Here is a 26,621-nt window from a genome sequence, read left to right on the forward strand (position 1 = left end):
TCTAGAGCCCCCCGCAACACCGCGGCCTCTTAACTCCTCCACCCGGGCGGGCGGGGGGCCCTACTGATGGCGGCGTGACCCCGCGGCCGCCGATCTCGGTGATCTCCTGTTCGACACGGTCCTGCTGGCCGGTGGCGGCCGTGAAGGAAACGGCCTGCTGGCGTCGCGCCATTTCGTCGGCGCCTTCCAGTTCGGCCGCAGCCGGCGAAGAAACAGAACCGGGCAAGATCGCCTCACGCGCCGGCAACGATCCGCGCGGCAGCGATGGATCGACGGGCACGATGTAGGGAAACTGTGCCGGCGGCACATACGGCAGCGTACCAAGCGGCAGGCGGTAGCCGACCGGCGAATCGCCGGGCACCAGGAACAGCCGGCCGCGCCGCGTCTTCCACTTCTCTGAGCGCCAGCGCGGTCCGGACGCCTGGCTGTTCCAGCGCTGGACAGGCAGCACATAGCCCGACGGCTTGGTCAGCCCGCGTTCGAACACCCGCGCCATGCGGCTGCGCTCCTCGGGGTCCTCCAGCTTCGAATTGGAAGGATCGACGTTGTCCGGCAGCTTGCCTTCCTTGAGCAGCCATTCGGCGGGATCCTCATAGGCTTCGCTGACCATCGTCTTCTCGATGCCGAGTTCGTCGGCAATCGCCGTCAGCAGGCTTTCGGCCTGCTTCGGTCCGACATCCGCCTCGCTCTTTTCATGTGCGATCAGCGACGGGTCGCTCCACACCGGCTCGCCGTCGGTGCGCCAGTAGAGCGAGAAGGTCCAGCGCGGCAGGCTTTCGCCGGGATACCATTTGCCCTGTCCGTAATGCAGGAAGCCGCCCGGCGCGAAGCGCTCGCGCAACCGGCGGATCAGGGCATCGGCCTTTTCCCGCTTGGTCGGCCCGACGGCTGCCGTGTTCCACTCGGCCGCCTCGAAATCGTCGATCGAGACAAAGGTCGGCTCGCCGCCCATGGTCAGCCGCACGTCGCCGGCCTGGAGTGCTGCATCGACCTCGACGCCCAGCGCGTCGAGCGCCTGCCAGCTCTCGTCGGAGAACGGCTTGGTGATGCGCGGATGCTCGGCGATGCGGTCGACCCGCATGTCGAAACCGAACTCGACATTGGCGAAGCTCGCCATGCCGGAAATCGGCGCGGCATTGCGGAAATGCGGCGTTGCCGCGAGCGGCACATGGCTTTCGCCGGTGAGCAGGCCGGAGGTCGGGTCGAAGCCGATCCAGCCGGCGCCCGGCAGATACACCTCGCACCAGGCATGGAGGTCAGTGAAATCGGTCGCCGTGCCGGGCGGCCCGTCAAGAGCGACGAGGTCGGGCTTCAGCTGGATCAGATAGCCGGAGACGAAGCGCGCAGCGATGCCGAGGTTCCTCAGTATCTGCACCAGGAGCCAGCTCGAATCCCGGCACGACCCCTTGCCGGCGGCCAGCGTTTCCTCGGGCGAGAAGACGCCGGTTTCCATGCGCACGATATACGCGATCTCGCGCTGCAGCCGCGCATTGAGGTCGACGACAAAATTGACGGTGTTGGTCGGGTGGCGCGCGATGGTTTTCAGGAATGCCTCCAACAGCGGCCCCGCCGGTTCCGGCGTTCGGTAGATGGTCAGATCGTCCCGGATCTCTTCGGGGTATTCGAATGGAAACGTCTCGGCCAACGGTTCGACGAAGAAATCGAACGGATTGTAGACCGTCATGTCGGCAACGAGATCGACCTCGATCTTCAGTTCCGTCACCGGCTCGGGAAAGACGAAGCGGGCCAGGAAATTGCCGTAGGGGTCCTGCTGCAGATTGACGAAGTGATTTGCCGGCCCGACCTTCAGCGAATGGCTGAGCACCTTGGTGCGGGAATGCGGCGCAGGCTGCAACCTTATGACTTGCGGGCCTAATACGACCGGCCGGTCGTATTTGTAATGGGTCAGGTGATAGACGGCTGCCAGAATTGCCATGGTGCCCCTGAAGTCGGCGTTTCAAAAGGAGTTCGCTGAACCCTGACACGAATGCTGACCATTCTCCAAGCAGAGATGTTGCGCTGCACCTAAATCAAGCAGCTTTCATAGCTCACGAAACGGAGCGCCGACCCCGGGATTCCGCAGTGTGGCGGCAAGACGTTGCAACGCTGCAGAGCCGAAGTCCGGCGGGTCAGCACCGGGCGCTTCCCGCCGATATCGATGATCGGCAGCACACGCGATGCTTCGTCGAAAAGAGCGGAAAAGAAAAACCCGCCTCGGCGGGCGGGTCGTTGGAGCCAATTAGCACCATATCCGAATTACTAGCATAGCTGCCGGCACAAAGCAAGAACAAAATGTGGCATGGTCGACGAAAGTGCCGATCTCCCGCTTTGCGAGGGGAGATACCAGGCACGGAAATCCTGGAAGCGGAGCCTGAACCCTAAAAGAATGCCTGCAACCCGGTCTGCGCCCGTCCGAGGATCAGCGCATGCACGTCATGCGTGCCCTCATAGGTGTTGACGGTTTCCAGGTTCTGGGCGTGGCGCATGACGTGGTAGCCGATCTGGATGCCATTGCCGCCATGCATGTCGCGGGCCTGGCGGGCGATGTCGAGCGCCTTGCCGCAATTGTTGCGCTTGACGAGCGAGATCATCTCCGGCGCCATCTTGCCTTCATCCATCAGCCGCCCGACGCGCAGGCTGCCCTGCAGGCCGAGCGCGATCTCGGTCTGCATGTCGGCGAGCTTCTTCTGGAAAAGCTGCGTACCGGCCAGCGGCTTGCCGAACTGCTTGCGGTCGAGGCCATACTGGCGGGCGCGGTGCCAGCAATCCTCGGCCGCGCCCATGGCGCCCCAGGAAATTCCGTAGCGCGCCCGGTTGAGGCAGCCGAACGGTCCCTTGAGACCCGAGACATTGGGCAGCAACGCGTCCTCGCCGACCTCGACGCCTTCCATCACCACTTCGCCGGTGATCGAGGCTCGCAGCGACAGCTTGCCGCCGATCTTCGGCGCCGATAGCCCGTTCATGCCCTTTTCCAGGACAAAGCCGCGAATCTCGTTGCCATGCGCGCCCCCACTTTCGTCGGACAACTTTGCCCAGACGACGAACACGTCTGCGATCGGCGCGTTGGAAATCCACATTTTCGAGCCGGAGATCCTGTAGCCGCTCGCGGTCTTCTCGGCCCGCGTCTTCATGCCGCCCGGATCGGAGCCGGCATCCGGCTCGGTCAGGCCGAAGCAGCCGATCCATTCGCCCGACGCCAGCTTCGGCAGGTATTTCCTGCGCTGCTCTTCCGAGCCATAGGCATGGATCGGATACATCACCAGCGACGACTGCACGCTCATCATCGAGCGATAGCCCGAGTCGATCCGTTCCACTTCCCGCGCGACCAGCCCGTAGGTGACGTAGTTGGCGCCGAGCCCGCCATATTCCTCGGGGATGGTGATGCCGAGCAGTCCGGCCTCGCCCATCTCGCGAAAGATCCCGGCGTCGGTCTTCTCCTCGAGATAGGCTTCCTCGATCTTCGGAGCGAGCTTGTCGGCGGCAAACGCCGCGGCGCCATCGCGCACCATGCGCTCGTCCTCCGAAAGCTGGTCCTCGATCAGGAAAGGATCATCCCAGACGAATGCGTTCTTGTCGGCGGCCATGGCCCTCGGTCTCCCAAACTCATGCATGTCGCCCAAAGCTTGCCCGCGGGCCTGACCCGAGGGTGTTCCGCAGCTTGGGGATAACGACATGCATCGAAACAGAAATCTTGAAACGCGCGGCTTATCGGCTCCCGTCCTGAAAAAATCAAACGAAATAGCTTCGCCGATCCATGAGCATTGGTGATGGATCATCAATGTCGAGCGCCGCGTCTGACCTGCCACAGCCGGCTCGCGAAATTATTTCCGCTTCAACGCATCGGCCAAAGCGGCGCCGAACGCGCCCTGCTGCACCGGCCGCTCCGGCTGGCGTTGGGGCGCGGGCGCGCGCGGCACCGGCCTGCCGCCATTGTCGCGCGGCTTCGGTGCGCCACCGTCACCATCCTTGCGCATCGACAGGCCGATGCGCTTGCGCTTGATATCGACGTCGACGACACGCACCTTGACCACGTCGCCGGCCTTGACCACCTCATGCGCGTCCTTGATGAACCGATCGGCCAGTTGCGAGACGTGCACCAGCCCATCCTGGTGCACGCCGATATCGACGAAGGCGCCGAAAGCCGCGACATTGGTGACAGTGCCTTCAAGCTGCATGCCGGGCTTCAGATCCTTGATGTCGTCGATGCCATCGGCAAAGGTCGCGGTCTTGAAGCCGGGGCGCGGATCGCGGCCGGGCTTTTCCAGCTCCGCCAGGATGTCGCGCACCGTCGGCACGCCGAAGCGCTCATCGACGAAGACGCGCGGATCGAGCGCCTTGAGTGCGGCGCTGTCGCCCATCAGCGAGCGGACGTCGCGCCCGCAGGCCGCGACGATCTTCTTGGCAACGCCATAGGCTTCCGGATGCACGGCCGAGGCATCGAGGGGTTCGCTGCCGTTTGGAATGCGCAGGAAGCCGGCGCATTGCTCGAACGCGCGGGGTCCAAGGCGGGAGACCTTCAACAGTTCGCGGCGGCTGGCGAACGGGCCGGAGGCATCGCGATGCGCAACGATCGCCTCGGCCAGCGATGCGCCGAGACCCGAAACCCGCGCCAGAAGCGGTGCGGACGCCGTGTTGAGATCGACGCCGACGGCGTTTACCGCATCCTCGACCACCGCTTCCAGCGAGCGGCCGAGGCGGTACTGATCGACGTCGTGCTGGTACTGGCCGACGCCGATCGACTTGGGCTCTATCTTGACCAATTCGGCGAGCGGATCCTGCAGGCGCCGCGCGATGGACACCGCCCCGCGCAGCGACACGTCGAGGCCGGGAAATTCCGCCGCCGCCGTTGCCGAGGCGGAATAGACCGAGGCGCCGGCCTCGCTGACGATCACCTTGAGCGGCTTCGGCCCGGACCCGGCGGGCATATCAGCCAGCATGTCGGCCACCAGCCTTTCGGTCTCGCGGCTGCCGGTGCCGTTGCCGATCGAGATCAGCTCGACCTTGTGCAGCCGGATGAGCTTGGCCAGTTCGGCCTGCGTGCCGCGCACGTCGTTCTTCGGCGGGAACGGATAGACCGTTGTCGTCGCCAGCAGCTTGCCGGTGCCGTCCACCACCGCCACCTTGACGCCGGTGCGAATGCCCGGATCGAGCCCCATCGTCGGCCGTGAGCCGGCAGGGGCGGCAAGCAGCAAATCCTTGAGATTGCGGGCGAAGACATGGATGGCTCCTTCTTCGGCCCGCTCGCGCAGATCGCGCATCAGATCGAGCGTCAGGTGCAGCGACAGCTTTATACGCCAGGTCCAGCCGGCGACCTCCATCAGCCAGCGGTCTCCCGGCAACTGGCGGCCGATGGCGTAGGCGTCGGCGATCATCCGCTCGACCGGTTTCACTGGAGAGGCGTCATCGGCATCGACTTCGATGTCGAGCGACAGAACCTCCTCGTTGCGGCCGCGCAACATGGCCAGCGCGCGATGGCTCGGCACGTTGGCCCAGCGCTCGACATGATCGAAATAGTCGGAAAATTTCGCGCCGGCCTCCTGCTTGCCGTCGACGACGCGCGAGCGCAGAAAGGCGCGTTCCTTCATGTAGGTCCGCAATCTGCCGACCAGGTCGGCATTCTCGGCGAACTGTTCGGACAGGATGTCGCGCGCACCCTCGAGCGCCGCCTTGGCGTCGGCGACGTCCTCGCTGATGTAGGCTAGCGCCAGCTCGGCGGGTACAGCCGTACGGTCGGCGAGAATAGCTTCCGCCAGAGGCGCGAGCCCGCGCTCGCGTGCGATCTCGGCCTTGGTCCGGCGCTTCGGCTTGTAAGGCAGGTAGATGTCTTCGAGTTCGGCCTTGGTGCCGGCCGCAGCGATCTTTGCCTCGAGCTCCTCGGTCAGCTTGCCCTGCTCGCGGATCGAACCAAGGATGGTGTCGCGGCGCGCGTCGAGTTCGCGCAGATAGGCGAGCCGCTCGGCGAGGTCGCGCAGCTGCGTGTCGTCGAGGCCGCCGGTGACCTCCTTGCGGTAGCGCGCCACGAACGGCACGGTCGCGCCGTCGTCGAGCAAACCGATCGCCGCCGCGGCCTGTTCGGGCCGCGCGCCGATTTCGGCGGCTATGATGGTTGCGATGCGCTTGATGTCGGATGCCATGTCGTACCTGTCGCTAGTCGAAACGAGCAGCGACCATAGGCGCAGAGCACTGCTGCGCCAACCGCAGCGTTTTCAACCCGCTGAAAGGTCCACAGGAAAGCTGCATGAGCGGTACAGATCGGATCAGACCATCCGGCTCAGCGCCTCGAAGAAGGAAATCATATCCAGATCGAGCGGATCGTCGACCGGTACCGGCTGCGACGACATCTTTGCGATCACAATTTCGGCCTTCGGATTGACGTAAAGCCACTGGCCGTGGATGCCGATACCGCAGAAGGCGCCGCTTGCCGCGCCCGTCTGATACCATTTGTTGCGATAGCGGCCACGCGGAAACAGGAACGCCATCGTGCCGCGCCGCCAGGCGTCGGCGTCACCGCCAGTTTCGGCCGTGTCGCGCACCCAGGCTTCCGGCACGACACGGCGGCCATTGGCCGTGCCGCCTTGCCGCGTCATCTCGCCGACGCGCGCGAGGTCGCGCGGTGTCACCGAAATGCCGCCGGCGGTGCGCGCCGTACCTTCCATGTCGACTGTCACCGAGGCGTCGCCGACGGCGCCGAGCGGCGCCCATAATTTTTCGTGCATCAGATCGGCGAAGCGCCGGCCAGACGCACGTTCGAGCAGGATGCCGAGCAGGTCGGAATTGGGCGAGCGGTAGCGGAAAGTCCGGCCATGCGGCTCGGCCAGGCCCTGCAGCGTCATGAGGAAAGTGGCGAGGCTCTCGGTGCCCCCGCCCGGATTCCACAGCATGGCGCGGCGGTAGCGGGCGAAGGCGCTTTCCGGATCGAGATAGGCCTCTTCGAAATCGAGGCTGACACTCATGTCGAGCACGTGCCGCACACGCGCATCGCCATAGGCCGAGCCGGCGGCTTCGGGCAGATAGCGGCTTACCGGTGCCTGCGGATCGAAAATCCCCTCGCCTTCCAATATGCCGGCAACAATGGCGGTCAGCGACTTGCTGATCGAAAAGACGATGTGGCGCGCCCCAAACTCCATATGCCGCGCGAACCAGTCGCCGACGAATTTGCCGCGTTTCATGATCGTCAGCGCGTCGGTATCGGAGCGCGCGAGAAACGCCGCGACAGTCTCCGCGCCGCCTGCAAGAGCGACCTTTTCGCCAAGTAGCCCGCCGAAATCCTGCTCCGGCGCCTCGCTGCTGCCCGGCTGTGCCGCCACGGCAGCGCTCGGCACCAGCTCGCCGACATTCTGGAACGACCACCGGCTGAACGGGCTTTCCCGCCAATTGCCGAGCAGCACCTCCTTGCGGGCAAAGCCATACCTGGTCTCGAACGCGGTCTTGCCGGCCATGGGCGCTTCCTTGCGGGTCTTTGGCGTTCTAGGCGAGCGCCGCGGCGATGGCGTGCACGGCTTTCAGTGTCGCCACCGATAGGCGACGTTAAAAAAATGCGGACAAAACGGACCCGGCGGGCGCCTGCCGCCGGGTCCATCACGATGCGGTCACTTCTGCAGTTCGGTCCAGATCTTGCTGTAGATTGCCTGCACGTCCTCCGAACACAATTTTTGCAGCTCGCCATGCGCCTTGACGTCTTCCGGGATGATGACTTCCGGCGCATCCTTCATATCGGCCGGCATGTACTTGTCGGAACCGGCAATGCCGTTGGCGTAGCGGTGGAAGGCGGATAGGCCGGCGGCGTTTTCCGGATCCATGATGAAGTTCTGGAACAGCTTGGCGTTCTCGACATTCTTGGCTTCCTTCAGGACCATGACGTTGTCGCTCCAGAGGCCAAAACCTTCCTTGGGATAGAAATAGTGGATCTTGGGGTTCGCCAGCCGCTGGCGCAGGGCTGAGCCGTTCCAGTCGCTGGTCGCCTTGAAATCGCCGGCGCCCATTTTCTCGATGGTATTGTATTCCATCGCGATCCAGTTCGGCTTGGCAGCAACCAGCGTGTCACGCACCTTCTTCAGCGTTTCCTTGTCGCTGGCGCATTGCGCGGCGCCAACATATTTGGTCGCCGCGAACATGACGTCGTTCATTTCCGGCACGACGTTGACCTTGCCCTTCAGTTCGTCGGGTGTGTTGAAGATGATGCCCCAACTGTCCGACGGCCCCTTGTAGACATCGGTGTTCACCACGATACCCACCGTGCCCCAGGCCCATGGCACGGAATATTTGCGGCCCGGATCGAAATCGGGATTGGCCCATTCCGGCGCCACGTTCTTGAAGTTCTCCATCTTGCCGGGATCGGTCTCCTGAACGAGGCCTTCCTTGATCCAGATCGGCACGAAGGTTTGCGAAGGCACCGCGATGTCGAAGCCGGTGCCGCCCTGGCGAACCTTGGCCAGCGCCGTATCGTTCGAATCGTAATCGGTGATGGTCACCTTGATGTTGTATTTCTGCTCGAACTTCTTGATCACGTCGGGGCTGGTGTAGTTGCCCCAATTGTAGATGTTCAAAACGCCGTCCGCGAAAGCGCCGCTTGTCGAGGCGAGCAGCGCCAACCCGACGGCGGTCGCTGATGTCTTCCAGTTCATGTTTTAGCTCCCATTTTCGATTTTCAGTCCCGTTTCCTGCTGATGAAGAAAAACAACGTCACGATGGCGACCGACAAGAGCAGGAACACGGTCGATATCGCGTTGATCTCCGGCGTTATCCCTCGACGTATCTGGCCAAGCATGTAGGTCGGCAGCGTGTCCTGGCCGCCCGATTTCACGAACTCGGTGATGACGACATCGTCGAGCGAGATTACGAAGGCCAGCATCAATCCGGCCAGGATGCCGGGCCAAAGCAGCGGCAGGGTGATGCGGCGGAACGTCTTCCACGGCGTCGCATAGAGATCGGCGGCGGCCCGTTCCAGCGTCAGGTCCATGTTCTCCAGCCGCGCCCGGATCGGCAGGTAGGCGAACGGAATGCAAAAGGCCGTATGCGCCGCGATTAGGTAGCCGAGTCCGGAATAGCCGGTGAATATCTTGATGCGCGAGAAAAAGATCAGCAGCGCCACGCCGGTGACGATCTCCGGCACCATCAGAGGTTGGTTGATGGCGGCATATTTGAAGGTCAGGCCGGGATAGGGCGGCGTGCGCGTGGTGGCGAGCGCCGCCATGGTGGCGAAGATCGTGGCCAGGATCGCCGCGATGGCGCCGATCTGGAAGGAGCGCACGGTGGCGTCGATGACTTGCGTGTTCTGCCACGCCGACTGGAACCATTTGAGCGAGAAGCCGCCCCATTCCGACGTCGAGGTCGCGGCGTTGAAGGCATAGACGACCAGCACGACGATGGGCAGATAGAGCACGACGAAGCAGGTCGCGGCGATCGCGGTGAATCCCGGCTGATGCTTGATTGCGAAGCTGCTAGCCATGACGCATCTCCGACCGGCCGGTGTTGCGCACATAGGCGAGCAGCGCCACCATGACGATGACCATGACGGCGATCGACAGCGCCGAGCCGAGCGGCCAGTTGCGGCCTTGCCCGAACTGCAGCTCGATCAGGTTGGAAAGCATCATGGTCTTACCGCCGCCCAATAGGACCGGTGTGACATAGGCGCCGAGCGCCGGAATGAACACCAGGATGGAGCCGGCGATGACGCCCGGCTTGACCAGCGGGAAAATGATACGCCTGAGCACCTGGAAGCGTGTCGCATAAAGATCGTAGCCGGCTTCGACCAGCCGGAAATCGAGTTTTTCCATGCTGGCGTAGATCGGCAGCACCATCAGCGGCAGATAGACGTAGGCCATGCCGATCAGGATCGCCGTATCGGTGAACAATATCTGGATCGGCGCCGAGATGATGCCGAGCTTGAGCAGCACCGTGTTGATCAGACCTTCGTTGCGGATGATCTGCAGCACCGCGAAGGTGCGGATCAGCAAGTTGGTCCAGAACGGTATGGTGATCAGGAACAGCCAGAGATCGCGCGTCTTCACGCTGCGCGTCGCCATGAAATAGGCAGTAGGAAAACCAAGCGCCAAAGTAGCGATCGTGGTCACGATGGCAAGCTTGATCGAGCGCCAGAAGATAGTGACATGGGCGGCAGCAATGGAAAGCGTGTCGTCGAAGATGTCGCGTTCCATGAACACCGATGTCCAGGCCTCGGGCGAGAATTGCCACTTCACGTCGCCATAAGGGCCGGGCGTCAAAAACGAATAAACCAGCACGATCAGCAAGGGACCGGTTGCTGCAAGGAAGATGATCAGCAGGGCCGGCGCCGACAGCAGCCAGCGGTCGCGGATGTCGCGCCGTTCGGCCGCCTTGGCGACTTCTTCCGCGCTCGTCATCAATCCCTCAGCACTTGCGCGGCGTCGTTGCCGATCGAGACGCCGACCTTGTCGCCCCGCTCGAAACCGCAGCCTGCGCTGCGCGTGTTCTGCTGGCGCACGGTGAAGGCTTCGCCGCTGTCCAGTTGGACATGAATATGCGTGTCGGTGCCGAAATAGACGATGTTTTCGACGGTTCCGGAAAGATCGCCCTTGCCGCCGGTCAGCTTGGCGTGTTCCGGCCTGACCACCAGCGTCGCATTCTCCTTCGGCTGGAAGCCCTCAGCCACCGTCGCGTCGATCGTCGCGCCGGATTTTAGTGTCGCGCGCGCCTTGCCGTTGCCGATGCCGGTGATGGCCGCGGTCAGGAAATTGGTTTCGCCGATGAAGTCGGCGACGAAGCGCTCGGCCGGCTTGTCATAGATGTCCCAGGGCGTGCCGACCTGCAGGATCTTGCCGGCCGACATCACGGCGATGCGGTCGGACATGGTCAGCGCTTCTTCCTGGTCATGGGTGACGAAGATGAAGGTGATGCCGGTCTGGTGCTGCAGCCGTTTCAGTTCGATCTGCATTTCCTTGCGCAGCTTGTAGTCGAGTGCCGACAGCGGCTCGTCGAGCAACAGCACTTTCGGCTGCGGCGCCAGCGCGCGGGCCAGTGCGACGCGCTGCTGCTGGCCGCCGGAGATCTGGCTGGTGCGGCGGGCACTCAGCGCCTCCATCTTGACCAACTTCAGCATCTCGGCGACGCGCGCCTTGATTTCGGTCTTCGGCTTGCCCAGCATCTCCAGCCCAAAGCCGATATTCTCGGCCACTGTCATGTGCGGGAACAGCGCATAGGACTGGAAGACGGTGTTGACCGGCCGCTTGAACGGCGGCAGCGGCGCGATGTCGTGGCCGTGCAGCAGGATTTCGCCTTCGCTGGGAAAATCGAAGCCGGCGATCAGCCTGAGCAGCGTCGTCTTTCCGCAGCCCGACGGCCCGAGCAGCGTGAAGAACTCGTTCTCGCGGATCGACACCGAAACCGTGTCGAGAGCGGCGACTTGTGCGTCCCCGGTACCGAACACCTTGCGGACGCCGCGGACCTCGATTGCACTCTTACCCGGTTGATCCGGCACGCATTACCCCATTTTCATGTCCGCTCTTGATGGCGGATCCAGTTCCCATTCGATTGTCAGCATATGCCGGTCGGCTTGGCAACCATGCATCTGGATCTCGGTTCAGAACGCAAGCCCCATGCCATAGTCAGCGCCATCATCAACCCCGGTAAGTGGTCTTGCCGCCGCAGATGGTGCTGACCGGACGCACCTTGTGCAAGGAAGCCGGTTCAGTTGCCTCGATATCGGCCGACAGCACCACCAGATCGGCCAGATAGCCTGGTTTCAGCCGGCCCTTACGGTGTTCCATGAATTCGGCATAGGCGCCTTCGACCGTATAGCCCGCAAGCGCTTCCAGCAGCGAGAAGCTCTGGTCGGGATCGCCCTCTGCCCAAGGTTTGCGCAGCACCGCCGCCTGAATGCCCAGGATCGGGTCGACCCGCGACACCGGCCAGTCGGAAGCGAAAACGACATGCGCGCCCGCCTGCTTCAGCGTCCGCCAGGCATAGCTGAGCGGCCATCTTTCGCGGCCGATGCGCGAGAGCGTCGGCTCCAGCGGGAAGTCCATGGCGCCGGGCGGGTGCGGCGGCTGCATCGAGGCGATGACGCCGAGTTCGGCAAAGCGCGGCACGTCGGCGGCAGTGGTGACCTCGATGTGCTCGACCCGGTGCCGGCTGTCGCGCCTGCCGTTCTTCCGCCGCGCCGCCTCGTAACCGTCGAGGACCGCGCGCACAGCGCCGTCGCCTATCGAATGCACGGCGATCTGCAGGCCGCGCCGGTCGGCCTCCACTGCCACCTCGGCGAAATGCTCTGGCGTGAACAGCGGCTCACCGCGCCAGCCCGGCCGGTCGGCATAGTCGTCGACCATGACCGCGGTCCAGCCTTCCAGCACGCCGTCGTAAAACATCTTGACCATGCCGGACGACAGCCATTCCGATCGATAGGAGTTGGCCATGCTCGATGCCTTTTCCAGCTTGTCGAGCGTCATGAAGTTCTTGAAATGAAAAGGTATCTTGGTGCGGCAGAGCAGCCGCCCTTCCTGCTCCAAACCGGCAAGCAGTTCGAGCTGGTAGAGATTGCCGTCCATGTTCTGGATCGAGGTGATGCCGTGGCGGGCGCACCATTCCAGACCGCGATGCATCAGGTCGCGATCGGCCGCGACTTCGGCTGCGGAAGGGTACGGCTCGGGCTCGCCGCCTGTCGCAAGGCCGAGCCGCACGCGGTTCTGCCCGGAAAGCTCGAGGATCGGCCCAAACGCCTCGCCCTCACGCAATTCGCCGGCCGCAAGGCCGTCGGCACCCATGACGATCTCGTTGCCGGGGCCGAGTTGCTTGCCGTGCAGGATGCCAGCCAGCTTCAGCGCCTTGGTGTTGGCCCACATCGTGTGGTGATCGGAAGCCGACATGGCGAACGGCCGGTCGGCGATGATGCGGTCGAGATGATGGCGGGTGACCGGCTCTTCCTTGGAAAGGATGGTATAGTCGACGCCGGCCCCAAGCAGCAATTTGGCGTTCGGCCGTGCCGCAGCGTAGGCGCGGATCGCGTCGCTCAGCGCATCGAAGCCATGCACGCCCTGAAGGTGCAGATTGTCCAGTTCGGCGGCGCCGCCGAAAAGGTGCATATGTGCTTCGATGAAGCCCGGCACCACCGAACCGCCTTGCGCATCGATGATCTTCGTGGCCGGCCCTTTCAGCGCCTCGATCGTCCGGCGATCGCCAACCGCCAGGATGTTGCCGTCCTTTATCGCCACCGCTTCGGCTGTCGGATTGCCTTCGTCCATGGTCAGCACACGGGCATTGGTGACGATCAGGTCGGCATTTGAACTCATGATTACCCGCAGGTCGGTTGCGCTGCCGGCAGGCTAGACGACCGGCTGCCGGGCCAGCAAGCCATGGCTGGTTGGCCCAGCGCCTTGTGAAAGGCAGTGCAGGACGGTTAGGGTCGCCGCGTCTCACCACGGAACAATTTCATGAAGACTGTTTTTTCGCCTTTCCATGCCGGCCATTCCGGCAATGTCGAATTGATCGCCGGCGCCATCGTGCCGGCCTTTGAAAAGCCGTCGCGCGCCGAGTTCATCAGGGCGCGGGTGGAGAGCGAGAAGCTCGGTCCGATCCTGCCGCCGGAAAGCCACGACCTCGCCGCCGCCAGGAAGGTGCATGCCAGCGACTACATCGATTTCCTGCCGACCGTGTGGCCGCTCTGGGAAGCATCGGGCCGCAGCGGTTCGGCCATTCCCTTCACCTGGCCGACGCGCGGCCTGCGCGGCGACGTGCGCCCGAAAGGCATCGATGCGCTGCTCGGCTTCTACTCCTTCGACGGTGGCGCGACGTTCGTCAAAGGCACATGGGATGCGATCAAGTCGTCCTATGACGTCGCGTTGACCGCCGCCGCGCTGGTCAAGGCCGGTGAGCCTTCCGCCTTCGCGCTGTGTCGCCCGCCAGGGCACCATGCGGGGGCGGCCTTCATGGGCGGCTATTGCTTCATCAACAACGCCGCCGTCGCCGCGCAATGGTTCCGCGACCATGGCGCCGGGCGCGTTTCGATCCTCGACGTCGATTATCACCACGGCAACGGCACCCAGGAGATATTCTATCGCCGCGGTGACGTTCAGGTGCTGAACCTGCATGGCGATCCGATGACCGAATATCCCTTCTTCCTCGGCCATGCCGACGAGCGCGGCGAGGGCGACGGCGAAGGCTTCAACGACAATTACCCGATGCCCTTCGGCACCGGCTGGGAGGTGTGGAACGCCTCACTCGAGGACGCTTGCACGAGGCTTTCGGCTTATGCTCCTGATGTTGTCGTGGTTTCACTCGGTGTCGACACCTTCGAGAAGGACCCGATCAGCCAGTTCAAGCTGAAGACCCCCGACTATCCCAGGATCGGCCGCCGCATCGCCAGGCTCGGCCTGCCGACGCTGTTCGTCATGGAAGGCGGCTACGCCGTCGAGGAGATCGGCATCAACGCCGTCGGCGTGCTGACCGGCTTCGAGGACCGCTAGAAGTGCCGCCGGTGCCTGCCAATCACATGGCAGCGCTCGCGGTACCGCCTGCCTGACCGATCGTTCAGCCTGCGGCGGCACGCGCTGACCCGCCCGCTATCTTGTTGTTGGACCATGATGTTTTTCCAGAATGCGTTCGCCCTTTGCGAAATGATGTTCTATTTTTTGAACCCACGGCTTGCGGGGCCGATTGATCGGAAGAACAAACGCATTTGAGCCCGGGAAGGCATTTATGAACGACGACACACCGGAAAGCGAAAGCGCCTCGGCGCTGGCGCCGTTCCGGCACGGCATCTTCCGGGCGGTGTGGTCCGCCAGCCTCGTCTCCAATTTCGGCGGCCTCATCCAGGGCGTTGGCGCCGCCTGGATGATGACGACGATCGCCACCTCGTCCTATCAGGTGGCATTGGTCCAGGCCTCGACCACCTTGCCGATCATGCTCTTCGCGCTGCTGGCCGGCGCCATCGCCGACAGCTTCAACCGGCGCAAGATCATGCTGATCGCGCAGATCTTCATGCTCGTCGTCTCGGCTCTTCTGACCGTCTTCACCTATCTCGACCTGATAACGCCGTGGACGCTGCTCGCCTTCACCTTCCTGATCGACAGCGGCACCGCGCTCAACAGCCCGTCCTGGCAGGCTTCGGTCGGCGACATGGTGCCTCGCACCAAGGTGCCGGCGGCGATCGCGCTCAACTCGATGGGCTTCAACCTGACGCGCAGCGTCGGCCCGGCGATCGGCGGCATCATCGTTGCCGCGGCAGGTGCCGCCGCGGCCTTCGCCGCCAACACGCTGAGCTATGTCGGCCTCATCGTCGTGCTGGCCCGCTGGAAGCCGGAACTGCCGGCATCGACCTTGCCGCGCGAGACGCTGGGCGCCGCCATGGGTGCCGGCCTGCGCTATGTCGCCATGTCGCCCAATATCGGCAAGGTGCTGGTCAGGAGCTCGGCTTTCGGCTTCAGCGCCGGCGCCGTCCTGGCGCTGCTGCCGCTGGTCGCGCGCGACGTCGTCAAGGGCGATGCCTTGAGCTACGGCATCATGCTCGGCGCCTTCGGCATCGGCGCCGTCGGCGGCGCGCTGACCAGCGTCAGGCTGCGGCAGCTGCTGTCCAGCGAAACCATGGTGCGCATGGCATTCGCCGGTTTCGCCGTCTGCGCCTTCAACGCCGCCGTCAGCAATCATGCCTGGCAGACGTCGCTCGGCCTGCTGCTCGGCGGCGCCTGCTGGGTGACGGCGCTTTCGCATTTCAACGTCACCGTGCAGATGTCGACGCCGCGCTGGGTGGTCGGCCGCGTGCTTTCGGTCTACCAGACCGCGACCTTCGGCGGCATCGCGCTCGGCAGCTGGGTCTGGGGTGTCGTTGCCGACGCGCATGGCGCCGAAGCCGCCCTGATGGCGGCCAGCGTCGCCATGCTGGCGGGAGGCGCCGTCGGCCTGCTGCTGCCGCTGCCGCAGCAGGCTGTGCTCAACCTCGATCCGCTCAACCGTTTTCAGGAGCCGCATCTGGCGCTTGATCTCAAGCCGCGCAGCGGTCCCATCGCCATCATGATCGAATATGTCATCCGCAACGAGGACGTACCGGAATTCCTCGCCACCATGGCCGAGCGCGGCCGCATCCGCCGCCGTGACGGCGCCCGCAACTGGACCTTGGCGCGCGATCTCGAAAATCCGTCGATTTGGATCGAGCACTACCACACGCCGACCTGGGTCGAATATATCCGCCACAATCGGCGCGCCACCTACGCCGACGCCGTCATCGGCGAGCGCATAAGGGCGCTGCACAGCGGCAACGAGCCACCGCGCGTCCGCCGCATGATCGAGCGCCCGACGACAGCAGGCACGGCGCTGGTGATGCCGAAGGGTCCGATCGAGCATTAGCGGCTGGCGGTGCGTCCAGTTGGACGAGCAAAATGAAATTGCGGCGCCTGGCCCAATCCGCGAATGCACGAACAGGATGGCCATTGTGGAGAGACGGTTATATCAGTTGGTGTGACTATGACCACTAAGGGGAGACGATGCGTTACATACGTCCGCTTTCAATTGAAGACGCCGCCGGCCTGTTGGCCGGTTCAGCCGGCACGGCCGCCATCCTCGCCGGAGGCAGCGACCTCTTGGTGCGAATGAAAGGCGGCTTTATCGAACCCGACCTGATCGTCGACATCAAGGCGATCGACGGGCTTGGCGAGATCAGGGAAACAGCCGAGGGCTTCAGCATCGGCGCGGCGGTCCCCTGCGCCGTGCTGGGCGAGAACACGGCCCTGCAGAAGGCATGGCCCGGCGTCGTCGAAGCGGCCAAGCTGATCGGCTCGAAGCAGGTGCAGGGACGCTGCACCATCGTCGGCAATCTGTGCAACGCCTCGCCGGCCGCCGACAGCGTGCCGGCGCTGGTCGCCGCTGGCGCCAAGGCTGTGGTCGTCGGCCCGGGAACCAGGCGCACGATTGCCGTGCAAGCGGTGCCGACTGGGCCGGGCAAGACGTCGCTGGCCAAGGGCGAGATCATCGAGGCAATCCTGCTCGACAGCCGTCTGCCGCGTTCGGGCGATGCCTATCTGCGTTTCATTCCGCGCACGGAGATGGACATAGCGGTGGTAAGCGCCGGCGTGAACTTGACGCTCGATGAGCAAGGTCGCGTCAAATCCGCCCGTCTGGCGTTGGGCGCCGTGGCGCCGACGGTGATTCTGGTCGAGGAGGCCGCCGAGGTTCTCATCGGCTCCAAGCTGGACGAAGCCACGCTGGAGAGGCTCGCCAAGGTCTGCTCGGGCGCCTGCCGGCCGATCGACGACAAGCGCGGCACCATCGAATTCAGACGGAAAGTCGCGGGTGTGCTGGCCAAGCGGGCCGCCACGACCGCCTATGCACGCGCAGGAGGCAAATGATGGCTGGTGTGGCAGTATCAACGACAATCAACGGCGACAATGTCGAGTTCCTTTGCCAGCCGGACGAGACGCTGCTTGATGTCCTGCGCGATCGCCTGGGGCTGACGGGCGCCAAGGAAGGCTGCGGCACCGGCGACTGCGGGGCCTGCAGCATCATCCTCGACGATCGGCTGGTGTGCTCGTGCCTGGTGCTCGGCGCGGAGGCCGAGGGCCGGCACGTCGAGACCATCGAGGGCATGGCGCACGGCGACAGGCTGCATCCGCTGCAGCAGAAATTCCTGGAGCACGCCGCACTTCAATGCGGCGTCTGCACGCCGGGCTTTTTGATAGCGGCGAAGGACCTTTTGGCCAAGAACCCCGACCCGACCGAGGAGGAGATCCGCTTCGGCCTCGCCGGGAACCTCTGCCGCTGCACCGGCTATGACAAGATCGTGCGTGCCGTTCAGGACGCGGCCAGCGTGATGAAGGGAGCATGACGATGAATTTCGATCCGCGTTACTCCGGACGCAATTTCACCTCTGTCGGCACGTGTCCCATTCGTCCCGACGGCGTCGACAAGGTGACGGGCCGCGCACGCTATGGCGCCGACTTCAACATGGCCGGGCAACTGGTCGGGCGCGTTCTCAGAAGCCCCCATGCCCATGCCACGATCAGGAAGATCGACACGTCGAAGGCGGAGAAGCTCGCCGGCGTCAAGGCCGTGATCACCGCGGCCGACCTGCCCGACCTCACCGACGGCGATGCCGCCATGTACGACATCCTCGACAACTGCATGGCGCGCAAGAAAGCGCTCTATGACGGCCATGCCGTGGCCGCGGTGGCTGCGGTCGATGCCCGCACGGCGAGGCAGGCACTGAAGCTGATCGAGGTCGACTACGAGGTGCTGCCGCATGTCACCGACGTCGACGAGGCGATGAAGCACTCCGCACCTCTGGTCAACGACGCCATCTTCACCGAGGGCCTCGAGCAAAAGCCCCTCAAGCCTTCCAATGTCACCAAGCGCACCCAGTACGGCCATGGCGACATCCATGTAGGTTTCGGCCAGGCCGACTTCGTTGTCGAACGCTCCTTCAAGACCGAGCAGACGCACCAGGGTTATATCGAGCCGCATGCCTGCGTGGCCAATGTCAGCTCCGACGGCACCGCCGACCTGTGGGTCTGTACGCAAGGCCATTTTGTCTACCGCCAACACTGCGCCCAACTGCTTGGCATGGAAGCCTCGAAGCTGCGCGTCACCTCCTCGGAGATCGGCGGCGGTTTCGGCGGCAAGACCCATGTCTGGGCCGAGCCGGTGGCACTGGCGCTGTCACGCAAGGCCGGGCGGCCGGTCAAGCTGGTCATGACGCGCGACGAGGTGTTCCGCGCCTCCGGCCCGACCAGCGCCACCTCGATCGATGTTCGGATCGGCGCCCGCAAGGACGGCACGATCACGGCGGCCGAGGCGACGCTGCGCTATAGCTGCGGCCCCTATGCCGGCACGTGGGCCGAGATCGGCGCCATGACGGCCTTTGCCTGCTACAAGCTCGAGAACGTCAGGACGGTCGGCTACGAAGTGCTGGTCAACCGGCCCAAGACCGCGGCCTATCGCGCGCCGTCGGCTCCGATGGCGGCGTTTGCGGTGGAAAGTGCGGTCGACGAGCTGGCCAAGGAGATCGGCATGGACCCCGTCGAGTTCCGGATCAGGAACGCGGCGCAGGAAGGCACCAGATCGTCCTATGGACCGGTATACGGCCCGATCGGCATCGGGCCGACGCTGGAGGCGGTGAAGAACCATCCGCACATGAAGGCGCCGCTCGGCAAGAACCAGGGCCGCGGAATGGCCTGCGGCTTCTGGTTCAATTTCGGTGGCCAGACCTGCACCGACCTCAACATCGGCATGGACGGCTCGGTCTCGCTTGCCGTCGGCACGGTCGATGTGGGTGGTTCCCGCGCGTCGCTTTCGCTGGTCGCGGCGGAGGAGCTCGGCATCCCCTATGAGCAGGTCAAGGCGGTGGTCGCCGATACCTCCAGCCTCGGCTACAACGACATGACGGACGGCAGCCGCGGCACCTTCTCCTCCTCCATGGCGACGATCTCGGCCGCCCGCAACGCCATCAAGGTGTTGCGGGAACGCGCCGCACAGATGTGGGACATTCCCGTCGACGATGTGGTCTGGGAAAAAGGTCACGCGATTGCCAAGGGCGAGAAATACGGCAACCTTGCAGCATTGTCGCTGAAGGAGATCGCAGCCGCGTCAGGGAAGACGGGGGGACCGATTGCAGGCCATAGCGAGCTCGTCGCCGACGGCGCCGGCGTCTCCTTCGCCACCCATATCTGCGATATCGAGGTCGATCCCGAGACCGGCTCCACCAGGGTGCTGCGCTATACCGTCGTTCAGGACGCCGGCAAGGCGGTGCATCCGACCTATGTCGAGGGGCAATACCAGGGCGGTGCCGCACAAGGCATCGGCTGGGCGCTCAACGAGGAGTATATCTACGGCAAGGACGGGCGGCTGCAGAACCCTGGCTTCCTCGATTACCGCATCCCGGTCTGCTCGGACCTGCCGATGATCGACACGCAGATCCTCGAGATCCCCAATCCCAACCATCCCTACGGGGTACGCGGCGTCGGCGAGACCTCGATCGTGCCGCCGCTGGCGGCGATCGCCAATGCGGTGTCGAACGCCGCGGGCGTGCGCATGACCCATATCCCGATGTCGCCGCCGCGCATTCTGGCGGCGATCGAGGCGGAACGGGGAGGCTGATGGTCGAAGTAACGCTCTGGGGGTCGCTCGGCGCGATCGCCGGAGGCAAGAGCAAGGTCGAAATCGAGGCGAAGGATATTCGGGAGCTGTTCAGGAAACTGGCTGAACAGTATCCCGGCCTCGAGCCATACATCGATCGCGGCATCGCCGTCGCCATCGACGGGACGATCTATCGCGACACCTGGTCGAAGGAACTGCCGGAAGGGGCGGAGATTTTCCTGCTGCCGCGCCTTGCCGGGGGATGATTTGGGCTCGAGCTCAAGCCGCGCTCCGTGCGGCCAATGCTCGTTTATGAATTCGCGGCCCAGCAGGTCTATCGTAACCCGAACACTACAGTGGAATTGCGGTCACTTCTTTGGCCGTTCGGATCACGAACATCGTGTGGTATCGCGCGACGTTGCTTCGGTCTCGGAACAGTCGCTCGCACAGTGCATCGAACTCTTCCATATCCGTCAGGCGGAGCATGAGGACGGCGTCGGTTTCGCCGCTTACACTGTAGGCCTGAGTGACGGCCGGTTCCTGGGCGGCCAACTCGAGAAAGTCCCGCATATACTGCTCACCATGACGCTCCAGTTCGACGGTGACGATCGCCTTCAAGCCCCGGCCAGCCTTTGCCGGTGCGAGAAGCGCGACAACGCGGCTGATGACACCGCTTTTCTTCAGTCGTCGTATGCGGCGCAGGCAGCTCGAAGGGGAAAGCCCGATTAACCCCGCCAGTTTGGCGTTAGTTCGTGAGGCATCATCCTGGAGCAGGTTGAGAAGCCTTCTGTCGATCTTGTCCATGTCGGTCGCGCTCAGCGTCGGTGCGTTGCAATTTTATTGCACGGAATCGCAAACTTTGACCACAAATGCGAAGCGTCTCACGCTACTCAGACGGCTCCAGGGATGATGGAGCAGCATGATGGCAATTTGCGCCGCCTTCTATCGCAAGACATTGGAGACGCTTGGAATCTATTGGGAACTGGTTCGCGTGATCGTTCCGGTTGCGATTGCCACGCGGCTGCTGCAGGACCTTGGTGTCATCCAGGCGATTTCTCCGTTCTTCTCCCCGCTCATGTTGCAGGTGGGGTTGCCACCTGAACTCGCCTTTGCCTGGCTGACGGGATTGCTGGTCGGGATCTGGGGCGCGCTTGTGATCGTATTCACCTTGGTTCCGGTTTCGGCGCTCAGCACTGCCGACATGACGGTTCTTTCGGCTCTCTTGCTGTTTGCACATGCCATTCCGATCGAGCAACGGATCATTCAGAGGGCCGGACCGAGCTTCCTAGTCACCACGGCGCTTCGTATTGGCGGGGGTTTGGTCTTTGCTGTCCTTCTGCATCAGATATTCGCCGTGACCGGATGGCTGTCAGGACCGGTGAAGCCGGCGTGGATGCCGACGAATGAAAGCACCGACTGGGGCGGCTTTTTCCTGGGTACGCTCAAAACCCTGGGCATCATGCTCGTTGTTCTGCTTGCGCTGAGCTGGGTGATCGAGCTTCTAAAGATGTCGGGCATTTTGGATTGGATGAACAGAGGGCTTGCACCGCTCTTTCGGCTCGCCGGCATCGAAAAGCAGACGGTACCTTTCGCCGCTGTCGGCCTGTTTCTCGGGATTTCCTATGGCGCAGGACTGCTGATCCGCGAGGCGCGCACGCCTAGCGCGGAGCCGCGTCAGATATTCCTTGCCTGCGTGTTCATGGGTTTTGCCCATAGCCTCATTGAGGATACATTGGTCGTCGTCACGCTTGGCGCTGATGTTACGAGCGTGCTTCTCGGTCGCCTAGCGTTTGCCGTGCTCGCGACCGCCGTGATCGCAAAAGTAATCAAGGCGGTTCCCGACGCTTTTTTCTTCAAGACACTCTTCCACAAGGAAGAAGACAGTTCGCGCAATCGGATTTCGGAGCCGGCGATTAGCGGGCCGTTGACGTGAGCCCACCTTACGCAGCAGCCGACATGTGTGTCGCATCGCTATCGGGACAGGACGCGGCTACCCCTCGCCCGACAGATCCCGCCGCGCCTTGTCGAGTTCCTCGGCATAGCGCCGCATCAGGTGGCCTTCGGTCAGCAGCCCGACCACCTTGCGATCGGTGAAATCCTCGACCACCGCCAATTCCTCGGCGCCGGCGCGCTGGAAGGTCTCGGCCGCCGATTGCACGTTCATGCTCGGCACCAGCACCGCATCCTTTGGCGAAGGACAGCACCGGCAACCATGCCCGCGTGATGCTGCGGCGATAAAGCCCATCTTCACCTCGGGGAACTGCGTTGACGTAAACGTCAACCCGAAGCTATATGCGCCGGCGGCCGTGGCTGTAAAACCAGGCAAGCGGCTTCGGCCAGGTCGAAGCGCCGGCGCGCGACAAACGCAAGCAGACGAGGAGAACCGCCATGAGCGTTCAGGAGATTGCCGACAACATCAGGTCGCGCGTGGCGAGTGCCGGGTTCGATCGCTCGGTGAAATTCGACACCGGCAGCGACGGCGTCATCGTCATCGACGGCGCCGATGTCTCGACTACCGATGCGCCGGCTGATTGCACCATAAAGCTGTCGCTCGACGATCTGGACTCGCTGATATCAGGCGACCTCAACCCGACCATGGCCTTCATGTCCGGCAAGATAAAGGTCGAAGGCGACATGAGCGTCGCCATGGCGCTCAGCCAGCTGATCGGCTGATCGGCCAAGCAAAGCGCCAATGGTCGACCTCGGCGCCGCCCCTCATCGCCCTGCCGGGCACTTCTCCCCGTATAGTGACGGGGAGAAGGGGCTGGCCGCAACGTCGATGCCGGCAGGCAGGTGAGGGGCAGCGCCGGCGTCCGGAACGGGCAATGGAGGCGAAACCGCCCTCCCACTCCGGCTCGGTCCTCTGAGCATCACGCCCCCTCTAGGCAGCGAGCGGCAGCCGCTGTGCCTTCAGCTTGCGCACGGCCGCCTTCAGCGTGCCTTGCGCGCCGTCGAGCGCGCCGACAACCAGTTCCCGCGCCAGCAGGCGGTGCCGCTCGTAAGGCCCCGGCATGGCCAGCGAGCCGGTCTTTGCGGCCGAAAAACCGAAGCGCTTGTAATAGGGCGTGTCGCCGACCAGCAGGATCGCCGCATGGCCAAGCCGCTCGGCCTCAGTGACCGCATGGCGCATCAGCGCCGAGCCGATGCCGGCATTTTTCAGCGCCGGGTCGACGGCAAGCGGGCCGAGCAGCAGCGCTGCCTTGCCGCCCTCGCCCAGCACCACGTCCCACAGCCGCACCGTGCCGGCAACAGTGCCCGACGCGTCGCGCGCGACAAAGGCCAGGCCCTCCGAAGGCCGGCGGCCGCGCCGCAGCTTTTCCGACGACTTCTTCCGGCGCTTCGGCCCCATGGCGCGATCGAGCAAAGCCTCGCGAGCGCCAACGTCGGCGGTGGTTTCGGCGACGACCGCAATCTCCCCCCTCGAGAGGGAGATGTCGCCGAAGGCGACAGAGGGGGTTGTCGCGCGTGAAGCGCCGGCCTCCATCTGCGGCAGGAGGCCGAGTCCAGTCGAACCGACCCCCTCTGGCCGCTTCGCGGCCATCTCCCCCTCGAGGGGGGAGATTCCCACGCCTTCAACGATGAGATCTGCAACGTTCATTTCCGCGATCCTTCACAAGCGGATTGTTCCACAGGCGAGCCCGGGCGGGCGACAGGCGCCCATCTCCGGATGATCTGATCGGTTCTTTCGAACCGTCAGATCACGTAGGATCGGAGAGGCTCGAAGCCGTTGAAGGCGACCGATGCATAGGTCGTCGTATAGGCGCCGGTGCCCTCGATCAGCACCTCGTCGCCGATGGTCAGCGACAAGGGCAGCGGGTACGGCGTCTTTTCGTACATCACGTCGGCCGAATCGCAGGTCGGGCCGGCGAGCACGCAAGGCGCGGTCTCGCTGCCGTCATGCGCGGTGACGATCGGGTAGCGGATCGCCTCGTCCATCGTCTCGGCGAGACCGCCGAACTTGCCGATGTCGAGGAACACCCAGCGCACATTGTCGTTATCGGCTTTCTTCGAGATCAGCACGACTTCCGACTTGATGACGCCGGCATTGCCGACCATGCCGCGGCCCGGCTCGATGATCGTCTCGGGGATCGCGTTGCCGAAATGCTTCCTGAGCGCCGAGAAGATCGCCTGGCCGTAGGCCTGCGCCACCGGCACATCCCTGAGATAGCGGGTCGGGAAGCCGCCGCCCATATTGACCATCTTCAGCACGATGCCTTCGTCGGCGAGCGTCGCGAACACCTTCTTGGCGTCGCTGAGCGCACGGTCCCAGGCGGTCAGGTCGGTCTGCTGCGAGCCGACATGGAACGACACGCCATGGGCGTCGAGGCCGAGCGCCCTGGCATGGCGCAGCACGTCGACCGCCATCGCCGGCACACAGCCGAACTTGCGCGACAGCGGCCATTCGGCGCCCTCGCCGTCGGTCAGGACGCGGCAGAACACACGGGCGCCGGGAGCGACGCGGGCGATCTTCTCGACCTCTTCGACGCAGTCCACCGCAAACAGCTTGATGCCGAGCTGGTAGGCGCGCTGGATGTCGCGCTCCTTCTTGATGGTGTTGCCGAAGGAGATGCGGTCCGCCGGCGCACCGGCGTCCATCGCCATCTCGACTTCGGCAACGGAAGCGGTGTCGAAGGACGAGCCCATCGCAGCAAGCAGGCGCAGGATTTCCGGCGCCGGATTTGCTTTCACCGCATAGTAGATCTTGGAATCGGGAAGCGCCTTCTCGAAGGCGCGGAAATTGTCGCGCACGACATCGAGATCGACGACGAGGCACGGGCCGTTCGGACGTCGGGTGGCGAGAAAGTCAAGGATGCGCTGGGTAGCCATCGGGTCTCTCCATCAGCGCCTTGCGGCGCGCACAAAGGCTTGCGGACGCGGGCTCTCGGCCTCGCGAACACGCGGTGGACAAAGGCGGGACGGAAATCCATGGAACCAGCCGGTGGAGACCCCGGAACCATGAAGCGCCGTCTCGCGGCGGTGAACCTTGGCCTTGCCCGGCCTCGGTTCGCTTTGTCTGCCTTGGCTTGGATGGGAGACCCGTCCGCACTGCCGGCAATGAAGGTGTGCCTCTTCAGTAACCCCGGTCTTTGGACGACCGGCAGAACACCAGAAAGGCCCGCACCGTCGTTGCTTCAAGGTGTCCTCGGTTGGCGGTTGGCCGCTAAACCGACTGGAGGGGTTGGCTCCAGTTACCTTACCGATTGCCCTCACCATTCGAGGATCGACGGACACCCACAGGCACGTGCGACTTTGGGCAAGCGCGATATAAGATCGAAAGATTTCACAATCAATAAAAATCGTATGGCAGGTTGTAAAATTTGTGGCATCGAACAATGCTGCGGCAACCAGAACAACAATGCTGCGGCAAGCACATCCGGATATCGAACGCATGACAGGCACTCGCGGCCCGCTGAACGCTTTTCTCGACCTTGATCAAACCCCTGTAGCCAATGCGAAATCCGGCCCGCTTGCCGGCTTGCGGCTTGCCGTAAAGGACATCTTCGACGTCGCCGGCTACCGCACCGGCTGCGGCAATCCGCAGAAATACCGGGACGCTTCACCGGCCATGGCGACCGCGCCGGCCGTCCAGGCGCTGCTTGATTCGGGCGCCCGCTTCGTCGGCAAGACGCAGACCGACGAACTCGCATTTTCCCTGCTGGGGCTGAACGCGCATTTCCCGTCGCCCATCAACCCGGCAGCACCCGACCGCGTCACCGGCGGCTCGTCCTCCGGTTCTGCCGCGGCAGTCGCCGGCGGGCTGGCCGACATTGCAACCGGATCGGACACCGGCGGCTCGATCCGAGCGCCGGCAAGCTTCTGCGGCCTGATCGGCCTCAGGACGACGCATGGCCGTATCCCGCTCGACGGCGCCATGCCGCTGGCGCCTTCGCTGGACACATTCGGTTGGTTCGCAAGCGACATCGTCATCTACGAAAAGGTCGGCACGGTGCTGCTCGGCGACGATCCGCATTCCCATGAACTGAGACGCCCCGTCACTCTCGCTGAGCTGGACGGCCTCGTGCTCGGCCCGCACGAGGCCGACGAATATCTCGCCATGCTCCGCAGTGTCGCTTCGGTGCTGGGCGCACCGCGCAGCGTCGGCCCGCTGTCGCATTCGACCGACGATCTCTATTGGTGCTTCCGCAAGCTGCAAGGCTATGAAGCCTGGCAAAGTCACGGCGCCTGGATCGCCGGCGGCGACCGCATGCTGGGACCCGGTGTCAAGGAGCGTTTCGAGCACGGCGCGACAATCGACGCGGCAACCGCGCAATGTGAAACGGAACGTCGCGTTTCGTTTCGCCTCGAACTGGCCGGCCTGCTTGGCGACGACGGCGTTCTTGTGCTTCCGACCGCTCCTGGTGCCGCGCCGCTCAAGGCCGCGTCATTCGACGATTTGCAGACCTATCGCGAGCGGGCGCTGAGACTGCTCTGCCTTTCCGGCCTGTCCGGCTTTCCGCAAATCACGCTGCCGCTCGGCAAGACCGGCGGGGCGCCGTTCGGCCTTTCGCTGCTCGGTCCGAAGAACAGCGACCGGCAGTTGATTGCGCTGGCCGCCCGCATCCTTTCGGCCCACCAAGGAGGCGCATGAC

20 protein-coding genes and 2 pseudogenes are annotated in these 26,621 nt (G+C 63.9%); 9 read left to right on the forward strand and 13 right to left on the reverse strand.

What is annotated here, in order from left to right:
- Nucleotides 1-55 precede the first annotated feature (55 nt).
- From NKH59_RS28315 to NKH59_RS28355, 9 genes and pseudogenes are all read right to left on the reverse strand, one after another.
- A pseudogene (locus NKH59_RS28315) lies at nucleotides 56-1,936 on the reverse strand (transglutaminase family protein); the annotation flags it as partial.
- A 442-nt stretch (nucleotides 1,937-2,378) separates the two neighbouring features.
- Entirely contained in the window at nucleotides 2,379-3,584 is a 1,206-nt protein-coding gene (locus tag NKH59_RS28320; RefSeq protein ID WP_352994528.1) for an acyl-CoA dehydrogenase, read from the reverse strand.
- Nucleotides 3,585-3,821: 237 nt separating this feature from the next.
- Nucleotides 3,822-6,134 (reverse strand): Tex family protein, encoded by a 2,313-nt coding sequence (locus NKH59_RS28325; RefSeq protein ID WP_353023720.1) that lies wholly within the window; start codon nucleotides 6,132-6,134, stop codon nucleotides 3,822-3,824.
- Between the two features lie 123 nt (nucleotides 6,135-6,257).
- Entirely contained in the window at nucleotides 6,258-7,439 is a 1,182-nt protein-coding gene (locus NKH59_RS28330; RefSeq protein ID WP_353023722.1) for a serine hydrolase domain-containing protein, read from the reverse strand.
- Nucleotides 7,440-7,589: 150 nt separating this feature from the next.
- Nucleotides 7,590-8,624 carry an ABC transporter substrate-binding protein gene (locus NKH59_RS28335; protein WP_352539328.1) on the reverse strand — a complete coding sequence of 345 codons (1,035 nt, stop codon included), beginning with the start codon at nucleotides 8,622-8,624 and terminating at the stop codon, nucleotides 7,590-7,592.
- A gap of 23 nt (nucleotides 8,625-8,647) precedes the next feature.
- Complete coding sequence (locus NKH59_RS28340) at nucleotides 8,648-9,448, reverse strand: ABC transporter permease (protein WP_352469567.1); 801 nt, start codon at nucleotides 9,446-9,448, stop codon at nucleotides 8,648-8,650.
- On the reverse strand, nucleotides 9,441-10,361 hold the full coding sequence (locus tag NKH59_RS28345; RefSeq protein WP_353023724.1) for an ABC transporter permease: 921 nt from the start codon (nucleotides 10,359-10,361) through the stop codon (nucleotides 9,441-9,443). The genes NKH59_RS28340 and NKH59_RS28345 overlap by 8 nt, the downstream gene beginning before the upstream one ends.
- Nucleotides 10,361-11,455 (reverse strand): ABC transporter ATP-binding protein, encoded by a 1,095-nt coding sequence (locus tag NKH59_RS28350; protein ID WP_352682561.1) that lies wholly within the window; start codon nucleotides 11,453-11,455, stop codon nucleotides 10,361-10,363. The genes NKH59_RS28345 and NKH59_RS28350 overlap by 1 nt, the downstream gene beginning before the upstream one ends.
- Before the next feature lie 139 nt (nucleotides 11,456-11,594).
- Complete coding sequence (locus NKH59_RS28355; RefSeq protein ID WP_352994537.1) at nucleotides 11,595-13,262, reverse strand: amidohydrolase; 1,668 nt, start codon at nucleotides 13,260-13,262, stop codon at nucleotides 11,595-11,597.
- 141 nt (nucleotides 13,263-13,403) lie between these two features.
- Here NKH59_RS28355 and NKH59_RS28360 point away from each other — a divergent pair, with 141 nt between their 5' ends.
- The 6 genes from NKH59_RS28360 (at nucleotide 13,404) to NKH59_RS28385 (ending at nucleotide 20,297) form a co-directional block, all read left to right on the forward strand.
- A complete protein-coding gene (locus NKH59_RS28360; protein ID WP_352539331.1) occupies nucleotides 13,404-14,435 on the forward strand; it encodes a histone deacetylase family protein in 1,032 nt (343 codons plus the stop codon).
- A 232-nt stretch (nucleotides 14,436-14,667) separates the two neighbouring features.
- Nucleotides 14,668-16,311: an MFS transporter gene (locus NKH59_RS28365; RefSeq protein ID WP_352539332.1), complete on the forward strand. Its 1,644-nt coding sequence runs from the start codon at nucleotides 14,668-14,670 to the stop codon at nucleotides 16,309-16,311.
- Nucleotides 16,312-16,448: 137 nt separating this feature from the next.
- On the forward strand, nucleotides 16,449-17,309 hold the full coding sequence (locus tag NKH59_RS28370; protein ID WP_352539333.1) for an FAD binding domain-containing protein: 861 nt from the start codon (nucleotides 16,449-16,451) through the stop codon (nucleotides 17,307-17,309).
- Entirely contained in the window at nucleotides 17,309-17,785 is a 477-nt protein-coding gene (locus NKH59_RS28375; protein WP_352539334.1) for a (2Fe-2S)-binding protein, read from the forward strand. The genes NKH59_RS28370 and NKH59_RS28375 overlap by 1 nt, the downstream gene beginning before the upstream one ends.
- A 2-nt stretch (nucleotides 17,786-17,787) precedes the next feature.
- Nucleotides 17,788-20,052: a xanthine dehydrogenase family protein molybdopterin-binding subunit gene (locus tag NKH59_RS28380; RefSeq protein ID WP_353023729.1), complete on the forward strand. Its 2,265-nt coding sequence runs from the start codon at nucleotides 17,788-17,790 to the stop codon at nucleotides 20,050-20,052.
- A complete protein-coding gene (locus tag NKH59_RS28385) occupies nucleotides 20,052-20,297 on the forward strand; it encodes a MoaD/ThiS family protein (RefSeq protein WP_023675441.1) in 246 nt (81 codons plus the stop codon). The genes NKH59_RS28380 and NKH59_RS28385 overlap by 1 nt, the downstream gene beginning before the upstream one ends.
- 85 nt (nucleotides 20,298-20,382) lie before the next feature.
- Here NKH59_RS28385 and NKH59_RS28390 read toward each other — a convergent pair whose 3' ends face one another.
- Nucleotides 20,383-20,835, reverse strand: a complete 453-nt coding sequence (locus NKH59_RS28390) for an Lrp/AsnC family transcriptional regulator (protein WP_352469560.1) — start codon at nucleotides 20,833-20,835, stop codon at nucleotides 20,383-20,385.
- A 118-nt stretch (nucleotides 20,836-20,953) separates the two neighbouring features.
- Between NKH59_RS28390 and NKH59_RS28395 the strand changes: the two genes are divergently transcribed.
- Nucleotides 20,954-21,964 carry a nucleoside recognition domain-containing protein gene (locus NKH59_RS28395; RefSeq protein ID WP_352539335.1) on the forward strand — a complete coding sequence of 337 codons (1,011 nt, stop codon included), beginning with the start codon at nucleotides 20,954-20,956 and terminating at the stop codon, nucleotides 21,962-21,964.
- A gap of 57 nt (nucleotides 21,965-22,021) precedes the next feature.
- Here NKH59_RS28395 and NKH59_RS28400 read toward each other — a convergent pair.
- Nucleotides 22,022-22,219 (reverse strand): annotated as a pseudogene (locus tag NKH59_RS28400) (chloride channel protein); the annotation flags it as partial.
- A 200-nt stretch (nucleotides 22,220-22,419) separates the two neighbouring features.
- Here NKH59_RS28400 and NKH59_RS28405 point away from each other — a divergent pair.
- A complete protein-coding gene (locus NKH59_RS28405) occupies nucleotides 22,420-22,704 on the forward strand; it encodes an SCP2 sterol-binding domain-containing protein (protein ID WP_352448193.1) in 285 nt (94 codons plus the stop codon).
- 208 nt (nucleotides 22,705-22,912) lie between these two features.
- Here the strand turns inward: NKH59_RS28405 and NKH59_RS28410 are convergent, their stop codons facing one another.
- Nucleotides 22,913-23,515, reverse strand: a complete 603-nt coding sequence (locus tag NKH59_RS28410) for a GNAT family N-acetyltransferase (protein WP_352539486.1) — start codon at nucleotides 23,513-23,515, stop codon at nucleotides 22,913-22,915.
- A gap of 209 nt (nucleotides 23,516-23,724) precedes the next feature.
- Complete coding sequence (gene odc2 / locus NKH59_RS28415) at nucleotides 23,725-24,858, reverse strand: ornithine/lysine decarboxylase (protein ID WP_352469558.1); 1,134 nt, start codon at nucleotides 24,856-24,858, stop codon at nucleotides 23,725-23,727.
- A gap of 562 nt (nucleotides 24,859-25,420) precedes the next feature.
- On the opposite strand from odc2, the gene NKH59_RS28420 reads away from it, so the two are divergent.
- Nucleotides 25,421-26,620, forward strand: a complete 1,200-nt coding sequence (locus tag NKH59_RS28420; protein WP_352539336.1) for an amidase — start codon at nucleotides 25,421-25,423, stop codon at nucleotides 26,618-26,620.
- Nucleotide 26,621 lies beyond the last annotated feature (1 nt).

The sequence above is a fragment of the Mesorhizobium sp. M0998 genome (assembly GCF_040318885.1).
Classification (GTDB): Bacteria; Pseudomonadota; Alphaproteobacteria; order Rhizobiales; family Rhizobiaceae; genus Mesorhizobium.